Source organism: Aeromonas sp. DSM 116730, from assembly GCF_046581335.1.
Taxonomy (GTDB): Bacteria; Pseudomonadota; Gammaproteobacteria; order Enterobacterales; family Aeromonadaceae; genus Aeromonas; species Aeromonas rivipollensis.
This window is the reverse complement of the sequence record NZ_CP144265.1, coordinates 2,950,608-2,966,280: the sequence shown is the minus strand read 5'-3', so window position 1 is coordinate 2,966,280 and position 15,673 is coordinate 2,950,608. Positions and strand designations below refer to the sequence as shown.

The 15,673-nt window shown below is 54.2% G+C and carries 14 protein-coding genes; 8 read left to right on the top strand and 6 right to left on the bottom strand.

Features of this window, described 5'->3' with window-relative positions:
• Positions 1-19: 19 nt before the first annotated feature.
• Together arsC and Aeroheme_RS13415 are read left to right on the top strand one after the other, a co-directional pair.
• Entirely contained in the window at positions 20-370 is a 351-nt protein-coding gene (gene arsC / locus Aeroheme_RS13420; protein WP_139746228.1) for an arsenate reductase (glutaredoxin), read from the top strand.
• Positions 367-750 carry a DUF2069 domain-containing protein gene (locus tag Aeroheme_RS13415; protein WP_411166018.1) on the top strand — a complete coding sequence of 128 codons (384 nt, stop codon included), beginning with the start codon at positions 367-369 and terminating at the stop codon, positions 748-750. The genes arsC and Aeroheme_RS13415 overlap by 4 nt, the downstream gene beginning before the upstream one ends.
• A 34-nt stretch (positions 751-784) precedes the next feature.
• Here Aeroheme_RS13415 and Aeroheme_RS13410 read toward each other — a convergent pair whose 3' ends face one another.
• Complete coding sequence (locus Aeroheme_RS13410) at positions 785-1,405, bottom strand: ACP phosphodiesterase (RefSeq protein ID WP_411166017.1); 621 nt, start codon at positions 1,403-1,405, stop codon at positions 785-787.
• Between the two features lie 422 nt (positions 1,406-1,827).
• On the opposite strand from Aeroheme_RS13410, the gene Aeroheme_RS13405 reads away from it, so the two are divergent.
• Complete coding sequence (locus Aeroheme_RS13405; RefSeq protein WP_106887264.1) at positions 1,828-2,610, top strand: ABC transporter substrate-binding protein; 783 nt, start codon at positions 1,828-1,830, stop codon at positions 2,608-2,610.
• Positions 2,611-2,676: 66 nt separating this feature from the next.
• Positions 2,677-3,807 (top strand): beta-aspartyl-peptidase, encoded by a 1,131-nt coding sequence (gene iadA / locus Aeroheme_RS13400; RefSeq protein WP_411166016.1) that lies wholly within the window; start codon positions 2,677-2,679, stop codon positions 3,805-3,807.
• A 78-nt stretch (positions 3,808-3,885) separates the two neighbouring features.
• On the opposite strand, the gene Aeroheme_RS13395 is transcribed toward iadA, so the two are convergent.
• Positions 3,886-4,788, bottom strand: a complete 903-nt coding sequence (locus Aeroheme_RS13395; protein WP_106887262.1) for a lysine exporter LysO family protein — start codon at positions 4,786-4,788, stop codon at positions 3,886-3,888.
• Positions 4,789-5,319: 531 nt separating this feature from the next.
• Between Aeroheme_RS13395 and Aeroheme_RS13390 the strand changes: the two genes are divergently transcribed.
• The 4 genes from Aeroheme_RS13390 (at position 5,320) to Aeroheme_RS13375 (ending at position 8,660) form a co-directional block, all read left to right on the top strand.
• Entirely contained in the window at positions 5,320-6,090 is a 771-nt protein-coding gene (locus Aeroheme_RS13390) for an ABC transporter ATP-binding protein (protein ID WP_025326493.1), read from the top strand.
• 65 nt (positions 6,091-6,155) lie between these two features.
• Positions 6,156-6,929 (top strand): ABC transporter substrate-binding protein, encoded by a 774-nt coding sequence (locus Aeroheme_RS13385; protein WP_042649367.1) that lies wholly within the window; start codon positions 6,156-6,158, stop codon positions 6,927-6,929.
• Between the two features lie 204 nt (positions 6,930-7,133).
• Complete coding sequence (locus Aeroheme_RS13380; protein ID WP_411166015.1) at positions 7,134-7,874, top strand: ABC transporter permease; 741 nt, start codon at positions 7,134-7,136, stop codon at positions 7,872-7,874.
• Positions 7,875-7,967: 93 nt separating this feature from the next.
• Positions 7,968-8,660 carry an ABC transporter permease gene (locus tag Aeroheme_RS13375; RefSeq protein ID WP_042649365.1) on the top strand — a complete coding sequence of 231 codons (693 nt, stop codon included), beginning with the start codon at positions 7,968-7,970 and terminating at the stop codon, positions 8,658-8,660.
• Positions 8,661-8,724: 64 nt separating this feature from the next.
• Here Aeroheme_RS13375 and Aeroheme_RS13370 read toward each other — a convergent pair whose 3' ends face one another.
• The 4 genes from Aeroheme_RS13370 to Aeroheme_RS13355 all read right to left on the bottom strand — a co-directional run bounded on the left by Aeroheme_RS13370 (position 8,725) and on the right by Aeroheme_RS13355 (position 15,673).
• Positions 8,725-10,038, bottom strand: coding sequence for a capsule biosynthesis protein (locus tag Aeroheme_RS13370; protein ID WP_411166014.1), 1,314 nt, complete (start codon positions 10,036-10,038; stop codon positions 8,725-8,727).
• Positions 10,039-10,045: 7 nt separating this feature from the next.
• On the bottom strand, positions 10,046-12,019 hold the full coding sequence (locus Aeroheme_RS13365; protein WP_411167249.1) for a capsular polysaccharide biosynthesis protein: 1,974 nt from the start codon (positions 12,017-12,019) through the stop codon (positions 10,046-10,048).
• A 41-nt stretch (positions 12,020-12,060) separates the two neighbouring features.
• A complete protein-coding gene (locus Aeroheme_RS13360) occupies positions 12,061-13,245 on the bottom strand; it encodes a DUF6270 domain-containing protein (RefSeq protein ID WP_411166013.1) in 1,185 nt (394 codons plus the stop codon).
• 154 nt (positions 13,246-13,399) lie between these two features.
• Positions 13,400-15,673 carry a CDP-glycerol glycerophosphotransferase family protein gene (locus tag Aeroheme_RS13355; RefSeq protein WP_411166012.1) on the bottom strand — a complete coding sequence of 758 codons (2,274 nt, stop codon included), beginning with the start codon at positions 15,671-15,673 and terminating at the stop codon, positions 13,400-13,402.

Sequence of the window (15,673 nt, the reverse complement as noted above, 5' to 3'; positions counted from 1 at the left end):
GCAATATCAGGGAGTTACCATGAGCGAGACCCAAATCTATCACAACCCGCGCTGCTCCAAGAGCCGTGAAACCCTGGCCTTGCTGGAACAGCACGGGGTAGCCCCCGAGGTGGTGCTCTATCTGGAACAGGCGCCGAGCGAGGATGATATCCGCACCCTGCTGGGCCAGCTGGGCTTTGCCGATCCGCGCCAGCTGATGCGCACCAAGGAAGATCTCTACAAGGAGCTGGGGCTGGCTGATGTGAACGGCGATGCCCTCATTCGCGCCATGCACCAGCATCCCAAGCTCATCGAGCGCCCCATCGTCATCAAGAATGGTCAGGCCCGCATCGGCCGCCCGCCCGAGCTGGTGCTGGAGATCCTCAAGTGAGCACCCGCTTCGCGCGCCTGCTGACCCTGGTCGGCTTCTTTGGCCTGCTGGCCTGGGTCCTGCTCTGGCATCTGTGGCTCTCGCCCCACCCGGATCTCAACCCCTGGTTGCTGCCGGTGATCTGGACTGTGCCGTTGCTGTTCCCCCTGAAGGGCATAGTGCAGGGCAACCCCTACACCCATGCCTGGGGCAACTTCGTGCTGATGCCCTACTTCCTCCACGCCCTGACGCTCATCACCACGGATGAAGGGGAGCGGTGGCTGGCGGTGGTGGAGCTGGTGTTCACCACCCTGGCCTTCATCGGCACCATCTATTACGCCCGCCAACGCGGCCGTGAGCTGGGTCTCAGCATCCGCAAGAAAAAGGATGAAGTGCAGTAATATCGCCCTCTCAACGCCCCGCTCGGGGCGTTTTTCATTGTCCTGAGCCTGCTTCGTCCTGGCCCGCGCGGTAGTGGGTGAGTTGTCCCTCACTAAAGCGCATCACCTCGGGATAGAAACGCAGAAACCCCAGTTCACAGTCGCGCCAGCGGCCCTCATCCAGGGTATGGAGCGCCTCCCCCAGCAGCAGGGGACGACGCAGGCGCCGGCCTATGCCGTTGAGGGCCTGACCCAGTCCCTCCCGGCGTCCGTAGGAGGCGATCCAGTCCTGCTCGGCCATCCGTTTGAGGGCCATGGGCAGCCCATCCGGCAGGCGGGCGTGATCCGCCAGCAGCTGGCCATAGCTCTGCTGCAGGAAGCGGGGCAGGGGATCCTGACTGAATTGCTGCCAGTGGTGGCTCAGCCAGTGGTCGTAGAGCATGTCCACCACAATGCCGCCAAAGCGGCGCCAGGGTGCCTCGAAGCAGGCGACCGCCGCCCTGTGCTCGGGGTGGGCATCGGTGAAGGCATCTATCTTGCGGTGCAGCCAGATCCCCTCATCGAAGGGGGCCGCGAGGCCAGTGGGCAGTGGCCCCTTGACGAAGTCCCCCAGCAGGTTGCCGGTGAGGGAGCTTCGGGTGTGGGCCGCCAGATGGAGGTGCGCCAGGTAGTTCATGGGATCAGGGTCGTTTGCAGGTCGATGACAAGGTGCTCAGAGCCTAGAGGATCCTGGTTCTGTTGGCCATGGTCAGGATTTTGCGATGGCCCTGCAAGCCCCTCTTGCAGGGCAAATTTGGGGCGTGCTAAGGTGGCTTTCATCTTTGTCACAGGACGCGACAAACCATCATGATGCGCAAAGCCAGAGGCTTTTTTCTGGCCTTCTACTTCAAGCCTTTCTACCTCTCCGAGTGGTTCGACGAATAGATCGAGGCCCCGGAGCAGCTCATTGACGCCCGTCGATCATTGATACCTGTCGATCATTGATACCCATGGGGGCGTGATCTCGCTCATCCGCGTTTTGCCGTTTGTTGGCTATCGCCTGCCCACGCTTGCGATGCCTTGACCGCGCCTGTGCGCTTTCTATGTAATGGAGTACTCATGATGAATACCAAACTGACCCTGTCAGCCCTCTTTGCTGCCTGCCTGCTCACCACCCCCGTCATGGCCAAGGAGTGGAAAACCGTGCGCTTCGGTGTGGAGGGCGCCTATCCTCCCTTCTCCTGGACCGATGCGTCGGGGGAGATCAAGGGCTTTGACATCGATCTCGCCAATGCCCTGTGCCAGCAGATGGCCGTCAAGTGCGAGCTGGTGGCGCAGGACTGGGACGGCATGATCCCGGCCCTGCTGTCGCGCAAATACGACGGGATCATCGCCGCCATGTCGATCACCGACGAGCGGCGCAAGAAGGTGGATTTCACCGCCAAATATGCCCATATCCCCAACCGCTTCGTGGCGGCCAAGGGCACAACGCTGGAGCTGACCCCGGCGGGGATGGCAGGCAAGCGCATAGGTGTGCAGCGCGCCACCACCCACGACAAGTACCTGACGGATAACTTTGGCTCCGACGTCACCATAGTGCGTTACGGCAATGCCGATGAGGCCTATCTCGATCTGAAGGCGGGCCGTGTGCTGGCCTTGCTGGCCGACGCCTCGGCCATCGATCAGGGGCTGCTCAGCAAGGCGGGCGGGGACAAGTTCGAGTATGTGGGGCCGGCCCTGACCGATCGCCAGTGGTTTGGTGACGGCATGGGAATTGCGGTACGCAAGGGCGATCAGGATCTCAAGGCCAAGCTGGACGAGGCGATCAAGGCCCTGCGGGCCAATGGCAAGTATCAGGAGATCAACCAGAAGTACTTCAAGTACGATATTTATGGTGGTTGATGGGGGGGAGGGAGCTTGCTCCCTCTCTTTTTTCGCAGCAAGCGGTGATGAAACAAGGAGATGCCCATGTTGACCCTGATCGAGGGTGCGGAAATTCATAGCCCGGCCCCGCTCGGCCAGCAGGATCTGCTGGTGGCCGACGGCCGCATCGCCTGGCTGGGCAAGGGGCTGACTGTCCCCCCTGACTGGCCGCTGGTGCGCGTCGACGGCCGTGGCCGCTACCTGGTGCCCGGGCTGGTGGATCCCCTGGCCCATATCACGGGGGGCGGTGGGGAGGGCGGCTTTGCCTTTCGCACCCCTGAACTCGCGGCGGGGGAGGCCCTGGCGGCGGGTGTCACCACCCTGGTGGCGGCGCTCGGCACCGACAGCCTGACCCGCACCCCGGCCCAGGTGCTCGGCAAGGTGCGCGAGTTTCGCGCCGCCGGGGTGAGTGCTTACATGTATACCGGCTCCTATCACCTGCCGGTCAAGACCCTCACCGGCAGGGTGGAGTCGGACATCATGCTGATCCCCGAGGTGCTGGGGGTGGGGGAGCTGGCCATCAGCGATCACAGATCCAGTGCGCCGACTCATGACGAGCTGGCACGGCTGGTGAGCGAGGCGCGGGTGGCCGGGCTGCTTGCGTGCAAGAGCGGGGTCAGCTTCTTCCACGTCGGGGACGGCCGCGGGGCCCTGGCGCCGCTGCGGGCCCTGCGCGATGGCACCGACATCCCCCTGCGCCAACTCTATCCCACCCACTGCAACCGCAACCCCTGGCTCTTTGCCGAGGCCATCGACTGGGGCAGGGTGGGGGGCTGGATAGATCTCACCACCTCGAGCTTCCCTGAGCTGCTGGACGATGGCGAGCAACTGGCGGCAGAGGCGCTGGTGGCGCTGCTAGCGGCCGGGGTGCCTGCCGATCGCATCAGCTTCAGCTCGGATGCCAACGCCAGCCTGCCGCGATTTGACGGCGAGGGGCGCCTTGTGGAGATGCGCTGCGGCCAGATTGCCAGCCTGTGGCAGGAGTGCGTCCGCGCCTGCGCCCTCGGGGTGTCGCTCGAGGTCGCCCTGGGGGTGGTCACGGCCAATCCGGCGCGGGCCCTGGGGCTGGCGGGCAAGGGGGTGATAGGGGTGGGGCAGGATGCGGATCTGCTGCTGATAGCGCCGGGGAGCCTCGCCATCGAGAGGGTGATGAGCGGCGGTCAATGGCGAACCTGAGCCAGTGTGCGCCCGTCAGTAAACGAAAAGCCCGGCACTGCTGCCGGGCTTTTTTCCACCTGAGTGGTCGCGCCAGGCTCAGATAGCGAGGAAGCCCAGGATCAGGATGGGGCCGAGCAGGCTCAGGATAAAGCCCGAGACGATGGCCACCGGCACCACCTGGATGCCGCCGGATTTCTGGATGACCGGCAGGGTGAAGTCGAGCGCGGTGGCGCCGCCATAGCCGATGGCGGCGGAGGGGTGGCGACGCATCAGCACCGGAATGATGAGGATGGCGATGAGCTCGCGCCCCAGATCGTTGATGAAGGCGGCGGAGCCGAGCACGGGCCCCAGCTTGTCGGCCACCAGTATGCCCGACAGCGAATACCAGCCGAAGCTGGAGGCGAGCGCCAGGGCGTGGCTAGAGGGCATCCCCAGCAACTGGGCCGCCAGCAGGCTGCCGAGCCAGCTGCTGAGGATGACGGTGGCGGCTATCTTCATGCCCCAGGGGTTGAGCAGGATCTGGCGCAGCCGCATGCCGGAGTTGCGCATCTGGATGCCGATGAGCAGTAGCAACAGCATCAGGGCCCACTCGCTCCATTTGTCGATGGGCAGGGCGCGCAAGTCCACCAGCAGCCCCAGCAACACGCCGCCGAGCACCACGAAGCAGAGCTGGAGGGACTCCCACAACAGATGCAGCTTGCTCGGCATCTTGGCGTCGCTCGCCTCATGGGTGGGGGGGCTGCGTCTGTCCAGCCACCAGAGTGCCAGCAGGTTGCAGGCGGTGATGGCGGCCAGCATCACCCCGGCCACCTTGAAGATCACCGCCAGGTTGCTGCCGAGGTTCTCCACATAGGCCAGCCCCAGCCCCATCAGGAACAGGATGAGATAGACCATCTTGCCCAGCGACTGATTGATCAGCTTGATGAGCCGGGTGGAGGAGAGGGGGACAAGATAGCCAATCACCAGCGGCAGCAGGATCAGCAACACATTCAGCAACATTGGGGCCTCGGTCACAAAACTGGGAAAACGACACATTACCACTACTTTTTGGCCAAGAGTCATAAATCCATGATTTTGTATGCTTCATTCGACCCTTTTTTTATCGGTTTGTTACTTTTGCATGGCGAGGCCGCCTTCCCTGAGCCCTCTGTCCTCGGGTCGTCATCGCCAATAAAATCAATTCCATTTCGAAAAAAGTGCGTTTTGTTCGGCCGAGGCGGGGTGAATAAAGTGACTCTGAATGGCTTCTGACTGAAATGGCTGAATCTTCTTGCTACTGGTGCGTTCCGGGTATAAAAAGGCGGTATCCCAGAGATGGCGCAAAGCGGATTTTATGCAGACAAAGTGCTGAAAAATACCGCCAAGGCCAATAAAAATACAGATAAACCACTAAATACCTCGGTTCTGTATTGTTTTTTAACTACCTGAATGATATTTTCGCTGAAGGTTGCCATCGGTTAACTTTTTGTTAAATCTGCGATGGTGGAGTCACGCCGTAGCGGCGTCTAGGGACAGACAAGGTTGTAATGGATGAGCGACGTTGCCGCACTGGAAGTTCGTGAACTGCACAAGTATTTTGGCACCCACGAAGTGCTCAAGGGCATCGATATGACGGCCCGCAAGGGGGATGTTATCTCCCTGATCGGCTCCTCGGGTTCGGGGAAGTCGACCTTTCTACGCTGTATCAATCTGCTGGAAACCCCCTCTTCCGGCACGGTCTCACTCCATGGCGAGCTGATCCGCATGAAGAGCAATCGGGCCGGTGAACGCCTGCCCGAGGACATGCGTCAGGTGGAGCGCATTCGCAGCCGTCTGGCCATGGTGTTTCAAAGCTTCAACCTCTGGTCGCACATGACCATAATGCAGAACATCATCGAAGTCCCCATCCAGGTGCTCAAGGTGCCCCGTGCCGAGGCCATCGCCAAGGCGGAGCAACTGCTCAACCGGGTGGGCCTGTGGGAGCGGCGCGACTACTACCCCGGTCACCTCTCCGGCGGCCAGCAGCAGCGGGCCGCCATCGCCCGTGCCCTGGCGGTCGAGCCCGAGGTGATGCTGTTCGACGAGCCCACCTCGGCGCTCGATCCCGAGCTGGTGGGCGAGGTACTCGGCCTGATGCGCGAGCTGGCCGAAGAGGGGCGCACCATGCTGGTGGTCACCCACGAGATGTCGTTCGCCCGTGACGTCTCCAACAAGGTGATGTTCCTGCACCAGGGGCGGGTGGAGGAGGAGGGTAATCCCAAGGAGATCTTCGCTCATCCCAAGTCGGAGCGATTCAAACAATTCATCTCTTCCATCTATTGATGGGGGAGCGGTATGTTCAATATTCTGCGTTTTCAACGATCGACGTGTTTATCAAGGAGAGATACATGAACAAGCTGATGCTGGCGACTGCCGTGATGACGGCCCTGTGTTCCGGTAGCCTGATGGCCAAGGAGTGGAAAGAGGTTCGGATCGGGGTTGAGGGTGCCTATCCTCCCTTCTCCTGGACCGAGCCGAGCGGCGAGGTGAAAGGCTTTGACATCGACATCGCCAACGCCCTGTGTGAAGAGATGAAGGTGAAGTGCACCCTGGTCAAGCAGGACTGGGATGGCATCATTCCGGCGCTGCTGTCACGCAAGTATGACGCCATCATCGCCACCATGGACATCACCGAAGAGCGCAAGAAGAAGGTGGACTTCACCCAGAAGTACCAGCACATTCCGGCCCGCTTCGCCGCCAAGAAAGGCACCGAGGTGCAGCTCGACAAGGCCTTCATGGATGGCAAGACCATAGCCGTGCAGCGCGCCACCTCCATGGACACCTACATTACCGACAACTTCCCCAACGCCACCATCAAGCGCTACGGCACCGCAGACGAAGCCTATCTCGATCTGAAATCCGGCCGGGTTGACTATGTGATGGCCGACTCCGCCGCCATCAGCGACGGTCTGCTGAAGAAAGAGGGTGGTGATGCCTTCGAATTCGTCGGCCCGAAACTGACCGATCCCAAGTGGTTTGGCGAGGGCGCCGGCATAGCGGTACGCAAGGCTGACAAGGATCTGAAAGAGAAATTCAATGCCGCCATCCTGGCCCTGCGCGCCAACGGCAAGTACAAGGAAATCAACGACAAGTACTTCGACTTCGACGTTTACGGCGAGTAACCCCCAGGCGCGCTACCCCGGGTAGCCGCCGAAGGGATTGCGGCGAATCATCACGACAGGTTGACCCTAGTCAGTAGTCACCGGGCCCGTTGTCTCTCGCAAGGGAGCGATGGGCCCGCTTAGTTGCAATGGAGCTGCATGTGTTTGGTTTGAAAGGATATTGGGACGGGCAAGCCCGCTCAATGCGTTGCAATGGAGCCGCATATGTTTGATTTGAAAGGATACGAAGCCTCCCTGCTGGAGGGGGCCTGGGTCACCCTGGAGGTGGCGCTGGCTTCCCTGCTGCTGGCGCTGGTGCTCGGCATGCTGGGTGCACTGGCCAAGCTCTCCCCCTACAAGTGGGCGCGCGGCATCGCGATCGCCTACACCACCGTCATTCGCGGCATCCCTGATCTGGTGCTGATGATGCTACTGTTCTTCGGCGGCCAGGTGCTGATCAACGGGATCTGTACCTGGGTCAACGAGGCCTACAACAACTACCTGCTGGAGAGCAATCCGAACCAGGAGTGGGTTTCCCTGCTGCCGGATTACATCGACATCAGTCCCTTTGCGGCCGGGGTCGCCACCATAGGCTTCATCTTCGGCGCCTACATGACCGAGACCTTCCGCGGCGCCATCCTGGCGGTGGACAAGGGAGAGCTGGAAGCCGCTCGCGCCTTTGGCATGCGGGCGACCCAGGTGTTTGTGCGGATCCTCTTCCCCCAGATGATGCGCCACGCCCTGCCGGGCTTTGGCAACAACTGGCTGGTACTGCTGAAAACCACGGCCCTGGTCTCCATCATCGGGCTCGATGACATGGTGCGAAAGGCGTCCCTGGCGGCGGGCTCGACCCAGCAACCCTTTACCTTCTACATGGCGGTGGCGTTGATCTTCCTGATCTTCACCGCGGTCTCGACCTCGGCGCTCAAGTGGGCCGAACGTCACTACGCCATCAAGACGAGGTAAGCCATGCCGTATTCGATGCAGTCATTCGTTTACTGTGATAGTCGCGGTGTCAGTGCCGAGCGTATCTACATCACGATCAAGACGAGGTAAGCCATGGATTTCTCCATCATTCTCAAGGAGTGGCCCACCTACTGGGAGGGCTTCTACACCACCATCTGGCTGGTGGCGGCCTCCCTCATGCTCGGCCTCATGCTGGCGGTGCCCATGGGCATTTTGCGCAACAGCCGCAACTGGCTGATCAAGGGGCCGATCTGGGCATATATCTACTTCTTCCGCGGCACCCCGCTGCTGGTGCAGCTGTTCATCATCTACTACGGCGCCGCCCAGTGGGAGTGGCTCAAGAACGGCCCCGCCTGGGTGCTCTTCTCCGAGGCCTGGTTCTGCGCCCTGCTGGCGTTCACCCTCAACACAGGTGCCTACACCGCCGAAATAGTGCGCGGCGCCGTGCTGAACATGCCAAAGGGGCAGATTGAGGCGGCCAATGCCTTTGGCATGAGCCGCTGGCAGACCCTCACCCGCATCATACTGCCCAACTCGTTTCGCCGTGCGCTGCCCGCCTATAGCAACGAGGTGATCTTCATGCTGCAGGGCTCGGCGGTGGCGGGCATCATCACCATAGTCGACCTGACAGGTGCGGCGCGGATCATCAACTCCCGCTACTACAGCCCGTTCGAGGCCTTCCTGACCGCAGGCCTGCTCTACATGCTGCTCACCTTCGCCATCGTCTGGCTGTTCAAGAAGTGGGAGGCCCGCTGGCACGCCCACCTGCGCCCCCGCAGCGTATGACAAAAATGAAAAAGCCAGAGACAAAAAAGCCCGCAGTCGCGGGCTTTCTTATGCTCGGTATGGCTTAGAGCATGGTCACGGGTGTGACTATCTCTTCGGTCAGGAGGCAAAATGCGCTCAGGATGGCCAAGGCTCCGACAACGCCGGAAGGTGTTGCCGCGCGTTGACTCTTCTGGGCAGAGAGGGCCTGCACATTGTGTTGCTGTATCTTCTCCACCACGGCCATGGCACCCATGTCCAGATGACGGTAGAAGCTGGCATTGAGCTGGGTCAGATGCAGCAATGACTGGCGCATCCGCTCGAAGGTCTCGCTGCAAACCGGGCTCTGCTTGTGCCAGAACTTCGCCAGCGTACCCCGGGTGGTGAGCCCAGGCAGGTCGTAGAGGGCCCGCCCCATGCAGAAGGTCGGCACCTGGTGCAGCAGGGCGGAGAGGCCCACCGTGCTGTTGATGGTGATGACCCCCTTGAGTAGCGGATAGAGGGTGGGCAGTGGCAATTCATAGCCATAGAACACCCGCCCTTCCAGCCCGAGCAGCGTCACCAATCGGTTGATCTGGGATTGATAACTGACATAGCCCCGATCCATGGGGTGGTGCTTGAACAGCAAGACATCCTCGCGGCGGGCGTGCTTGGCGAAGGAGTTCATCACCTGGGCGACCATCTCTTCCACCCCGCTCAAATCCGAATGTTCCCGGATCTGAAAGTCTTCGGTGACCTGCAGCGGTACGAAGAAGATATGTCCCTTGTGCCGGGGCAGGGACTTGAGCAGGGAGTGGTCGCTCCATCTGTGCTGCCACTTCACCAGGCCCCCAGCCACCCAGCCCCTGGCCTCCTGATAGAGGCTCCAGGGCCTGTGATTGACGAAATGGGGGTAGCGCCAGCGCAACAGGTTCTTGTTGATGTGGTAGCGGCTGGCATACCAGGCCCGGCAGGCGAAGGTCTTGCCCACCTTCAGCGGCGCCTCATAAGGCGCTGGCCACGTCATCTCGGTCAGCGAGTCACGCTTGGCATAGAGGGGGCTGAAGGCATTGACGCCCCCTTGCTCCAGGGTCACGAAGTCGGGGCGCAGGTAACCCTCCTCCATGGCCCAGACGCTGATTTTTTTCAGCTTGCAGATACGGATGGCCTGCTGATGGTAGTAACGGCAATCACCGTAACAGATGAGGCTGTCGATGCCATGGCGCTTGATGAAGCGGCGAAAGAAGGTGTTCCAGGTATCCGGCTTGCCGGTGAAGCGTTCGCTATGGCCCACGCAGCGCCAGCACTCATCCCCCCCGTTGAAATGGATCTTGTAGACCTCGTGGCCGGCGTCGGAAAGCGCCTGGCTGAGGGCCTGAAAGAAGGGGCCCAGCGGTCCTTGCAGCAGCAAAATCTTCATGTACGACTTATCTCATCAACTGGGGAAGGGAGGGGCGTTGCAGCAGGGTCTGCGCCAGATAACTCAGCTTGACTTGCCAGCGCTGCCAGTGGCTTGACTTGCGGCCGGATGATTGGCCTTGCGCGGCCAGTTGGCGGATCAACTGCTCCGGACTTATCCAGAGTCCGCTCTGCCAATCGATATAGAGCGGATAGGCCACCAGGGTCAGATAGACAAGTGCCGCCAGGGGGAGCGAGCGCTGGCGCCGGGCCGGGGGATGGGCATCCGTGGTCAGTCCCCAGCCGCTGTAGAAGGGCTGGCCCCAGGTCGTCACCTTGACCCCTTGCACCAGCGCCTCGAAGCCGCTCAGGGAAGTCATGGTGTGCAGCTCGTCCACGTGGGGATAGAGGCTGGTCAGGCCGATATCCAGCACCTGGCTGTCCACACACTCCGCCAGGCAGGCCGCAGAAATGGCCCCGGCTCGATTGCCCGCCACCACATCCGGGTGGGGTTTGTAGAGGATGTGGGCCTCTGGCTTGGCGGCGCGCACCGCCCACAGCAACTGCTCGTTGCTGCGAATGGTCGGGCTGCCGGTCAGGATGGAGGCATCCCCATCCACCTGGCCCACCACCAGCACCAGAGGGCGGCCATCGGCGGGAGGCGTGAAGTGCGCCGGGGCGCCGACATTGTATTTGCTCACCTTGTTTTCGCGCAGCAGGGTGAGCAGTTGCTCGCCACGGTCGAGCTGTGACTGGGTCAGCTCCTGATAATTGAGCAGTTGCTCGAGCCCGCTGGGGCTGCGGCTGTCGAAATAGATCCCGACCGGATCCAGCGACAGGGAAGAGGGACGACACAGGTTGGAGCCAAGCCCCCTGGAGCGGATAAAGCCATCTTCTACTCGAATGGCCGAGGTGAGCTCGGGGTAACGACTGCCCCATACCAACACCTGTTCATCCCCGGTCAGCCGTTTTGGCGGCCTGCGCACAAAACAGAGTTCCTCGGCCAGGGGCTGGCAGAAGGCCTGCATAAAGGCACGTTTCCACAAGGAGAACCCCACCAGATAGAGCCTGCGCCAGCGGGGAGCTGGTTTGAGTTGTGTTGCCACCAAGCGAATCACATCTTCAACCTCACATAGCTCTCCGAGCACTGGGTCGTAATAACGTGGGTAGGTGATGAGAGCTGCATGAACCAGTTGTTCCAGGCTGACCGAGTGACGCCGTTCACATGAGAGCACATCGTGGGTCAATCCCCACCCAGCATAAAAGGGTATGCCAAAGCAGTAGACCGGTTTACCCAATAACAGCGCTTCAAACCCCATTTGGGATGACACTGTGTAGATCGCATCAACCTTGCGCAACAGCGCGTGAGGATGGCATTGCTCGCTCACTACCTCCAGATCAGGTAGGTTAAGACTTGCCAGCGCACCGCGCTTTTTACCGAATCGGGTATCGGGGTGAGTTCGTAGCAGCAGGCGGGCGCCTGGATGCTGTATTCTGGCGGCCTCCACCATATCTAAAAAACTCTGCTCGTTAGCCATAGCCCCGACAATCGAGAGATCCCCTGCTACTTGATCGATCAGCAGAATTCGAGGACGGAGATCCATATCAAAACGGCGCTTCAGTGAAGCCGGGAGTTGCGTTGAATCGTCTAGGCTTGGGTAGAGGTTATATTTGGTTATTCCGTGTTTGACGACACTTGCTATCACCCGTTTTGCACGTGCCATTTGTGCTATGTCGAGTGGGAGGGGGATGAGTCGTTCGAGACGGCTTGGACTCCGGGCATCATAATAAATCCCATCATCATCAAACACTATTCCAAGGGGGATCCCCTTACGGCTTGGATGACCTATGTAGCCTAGAAAACTATCTTCTAGAGTAATAAATTTATTTTTGTTTTCAAAAGCTTTTTGCTTGAGTTTAATTGACGTCGGTTTATTCCCCCAACCGACATATACATCACTGTGAGAGATATTTTCTTGCCCATGCAACATGGCTTCTATCATTATTTTTTTAAGTTTTAAACCTTGGCTTGAAAATACTATATTCATTGAGCTTGCACTCTTCTGGAAAATATTTCACTGGCTGAGTACAAATAAAGTAATTTATTATAATGATAGGGGTGCGCACCCCAGAGATGACTTTTGTCACCATATATCATCCAGGACGGTGGTGAAATGATATTTATTCCAGTGATAGTTTTTTTTATTAAAGAAATAATTTCTTTAAGGAAGATGTTAAATCTTTCCAATTGATATTTATCATTATCAAAAGAAACGAGAACACCATTCTCTATATAATGATTGGCCATGGGTAGGTCAAGTATAAATATGTTATTTATGGGTATTTTTTTAGCGCATTCTTCAATTAGTTTATTGAGGCCTTCCACAAGTTGTATCTTTTTATCATGAGAATCGAATGGTATTATTTTTCCACTCTTATTGCTTTGGTAGTGCTGTGTTTTTCGATAGTCCCAAGATAGTGTTGCTAGTGAGCCATTAACTTCCATTAAGTCGAAACGCTCATCCATAAAGTCGAGCAGAAGAATATAGTTGCTCGACTTAAGGGACGCTATAGTTTCCTTAATAGCTGTCTTACTTAGCTCTAATGATACACATTTTTTTATAAATGGACTGTCAATGTTTAAACTATCTTTGCTGTGAGCAATGCTAGGGCTTATTGCTGCGGCAATACTGTTTCTTGCGATATATGATGAGATGTAAACATCATCATTGGCGGTGTTAATTTCATCATAGATACGCACAGTATCTCTTGAATCACAGCTTCCAAGAATGGAAAGGGATATCTTTCTAGAATCATTATTATCCATCCCCAATATCTTCAAAGACTTAGGAATATCCTCATAAAAGACATGTATTTTCCTTTGAACTAGACTTTTTAATTTCAGTTCTTGTTCATTTAAACAATCGGACTGAACTTGAAAATATATGTTTTTTGTTTCTGGAATTGTGTTTAATATTTTAATGCATTCTTCAATGAAGTTAACATTAGACCAACGCATTTTATTGAAAATAATGTTATCTATCTCTGACAACCTATTGAAGATACTATCTATGGCAATCTTTGCTTTCGTGGCCTCATTATCTTCGGGAGATAAAAAGAGTCTCTCAAGAGATAGTGTAGATATTTCTATGAGAACATTCATCTTCCTTGCTTGGATTAAATCCAAGACGCGTGGCGTGACATCGCCTAATACTACGGTGTTATTCATAATGATATACCATAAATATGAATGAATTTGACCTTGATTGGGTGCAGTATCGTAAATACGAACTAAATTGTTTTCTAGGGATTAGTGTTACCTTAAATTCATGATGAGATATAAGATAACATGATAAGTAAGGCTACATGCCTAGTTTTGGCCCTCATAATTCAATCAATTCAATTATTCTTTTGGTATTATTATTATCCCTGTAATCAAAAAATTTATTGGCTATTTTGGCGTACTCTTTACCTATATTAAATTTGTTTGATGCCAAGTGCTTTATCGCTTTTAACAGATCATCTTCAGTAGTAACCACTGGACCTGGAATGCCTGTATGGGGGCATACAAGAGGGCCGCCGCGAGTAGAGAAGAACTTTTGAGAATCAAACCAATAATATATGACAGGTTTTCTTTGATAAAGCATGTCAAAGGATGCAGACGAATAATCGGTAATCATAATGTCAGCAGACACTATTAATGACTGAACATCTATGTCATTCATGCTATGTAGAGATATAAAGTTTGATTGAGGTAAGGTTTTCAAGTGTGCATGCATTTTATGGTGTAAACAGATATCAGCAGATAGATTATTTTCTTTTAAGAAACCATTTAATTCATTAGATTGTAATAATGCATGTATTTTTTTGTAGTATTGAGATTTTTTGAACTGTTGCTCGTTTACATTTGACAGCCAGTCTCTCCAAGTTGGTAGGATTAATATCCTTCTGGTCATTTTTGGCCGTTGCTTAGGAAGTTTATCAAAACGTGAAAGACCTGTGACAGCAACCTCCTCTTTATCAAAGCCAAATTGTCTACATACTAAACTTCTTTCAAATTCAGAACTAACAATAAACTTATTTGGTAATTCGGAACGCTTCTCCATTGAGTTTTTATCGTAGTATCCAGTCGCTCTATTTAAAGCGAAAATACCATGTTGTAAGAAAATCTTACTCTTATGGCCGTGCTCATGCGCAACACGCTTCCATTGATGGAACACATCCCTCATACTATCACTAAAAACATACGTTGATGCGAGATTGAATATAATGAAATGCTTTAGACTGCCATAAAAAATAACGTTGTCAAATTCTTTTATATTGACTATTGTTTTGGCTTTTCTGTCAATCACATAGTAATATTTTTTATCGCCTTTGTATTTTTTTGCGTCGTTAACATAACTAAAAACATGATAGCTTGAATCATTGGCAGTCTTTCCTAGTCGTTCACCGACCAAAACAATGTTTCCGTCATTTTTATATAGTCTTGTTATCAGCTGTGCTGACTTATATTTAACATGCCATTTGGTATTTATGTATGAAGATTTTAGTTTGTTTTTAATCTTGTTGAATCTGTTTTTTATCCTTTTCAACATTAAGTGTCTGTAATCTTTAGTTATGTCATCATCGCCAATTATTTTTCCTTTTTTAAGACAGGAGAGTTGAAGATTACCATTCATAACCCTGTGAGCTTCGGAATAAAAGCCATGATATATGAGTAACAACGGTAAGCGTCTTGGTGGCGTAAATGCACGTAAAGGTTTATCACCAATTTTAAATTTTAAGAAATTATGAATGTGTTTATATATTGGTTTTGCTTCATCAATGGATGAATCTGAAGCATACTTTGTTAATCTATAGAGAATGCCACGGAGAATAAAAAGTTTTGCTAAATAAGTTTGTCTTTCTGGCAAACTAAATTGTAAACTTAGGTCATATACTTTTGTCAAATCATAGAATACTTTTTCATTTACTATCTGAGTGCAGGATGGATTATCTTCATCATCTCTTCCCCTATACAAGTAACTAATATGTGGAGTGGTAGATATATGATTGGATTTATACATAGCCTTCATTACAAAAATCCAGTCCTCGGCTAACTTGATACCAATAGGGAACTCGATATTGTTTCTTAATAAAAGATTTCTTTTATATAACTTTGCCCAAGGTGCTGGGGTTTTAACTAACATTGAGTGATGAAAGAATTTCACTTTTCGTAGCGCAGCGCTCGCAACTTCGGCATGTTCTTCTATAAACCAACTTCTTCTGGAGTTGAACGCCTTACTATGAGAAACAATGACTTCTGAACCAGTCTCTTTTGCCAACTTATATAATGGTGATAATGCATCTGCAGGTAGTAAATCATCTGAGTCCAAGAAAAATATATACTCACCAGATGCTATCTTCACTGCATTATTTCTAGCTACAGATTGACCGGCATTTTCCTGCTGTATAAGATATATATTACTATAGGTGCTCTGATACTCTTTTATTATCTCAACTGAATTATCAGGAGTTCCATCATCAATTAAAATAACTTCAATGGATTGTTCAAAGCTTAAGCCATCAACAGTCTGTATTATTAATGAATCTATACAGTCTCGAATATATTTCTCAACATTGTATACAGGAATGATGATTGAAATTAGTTTGTTCAC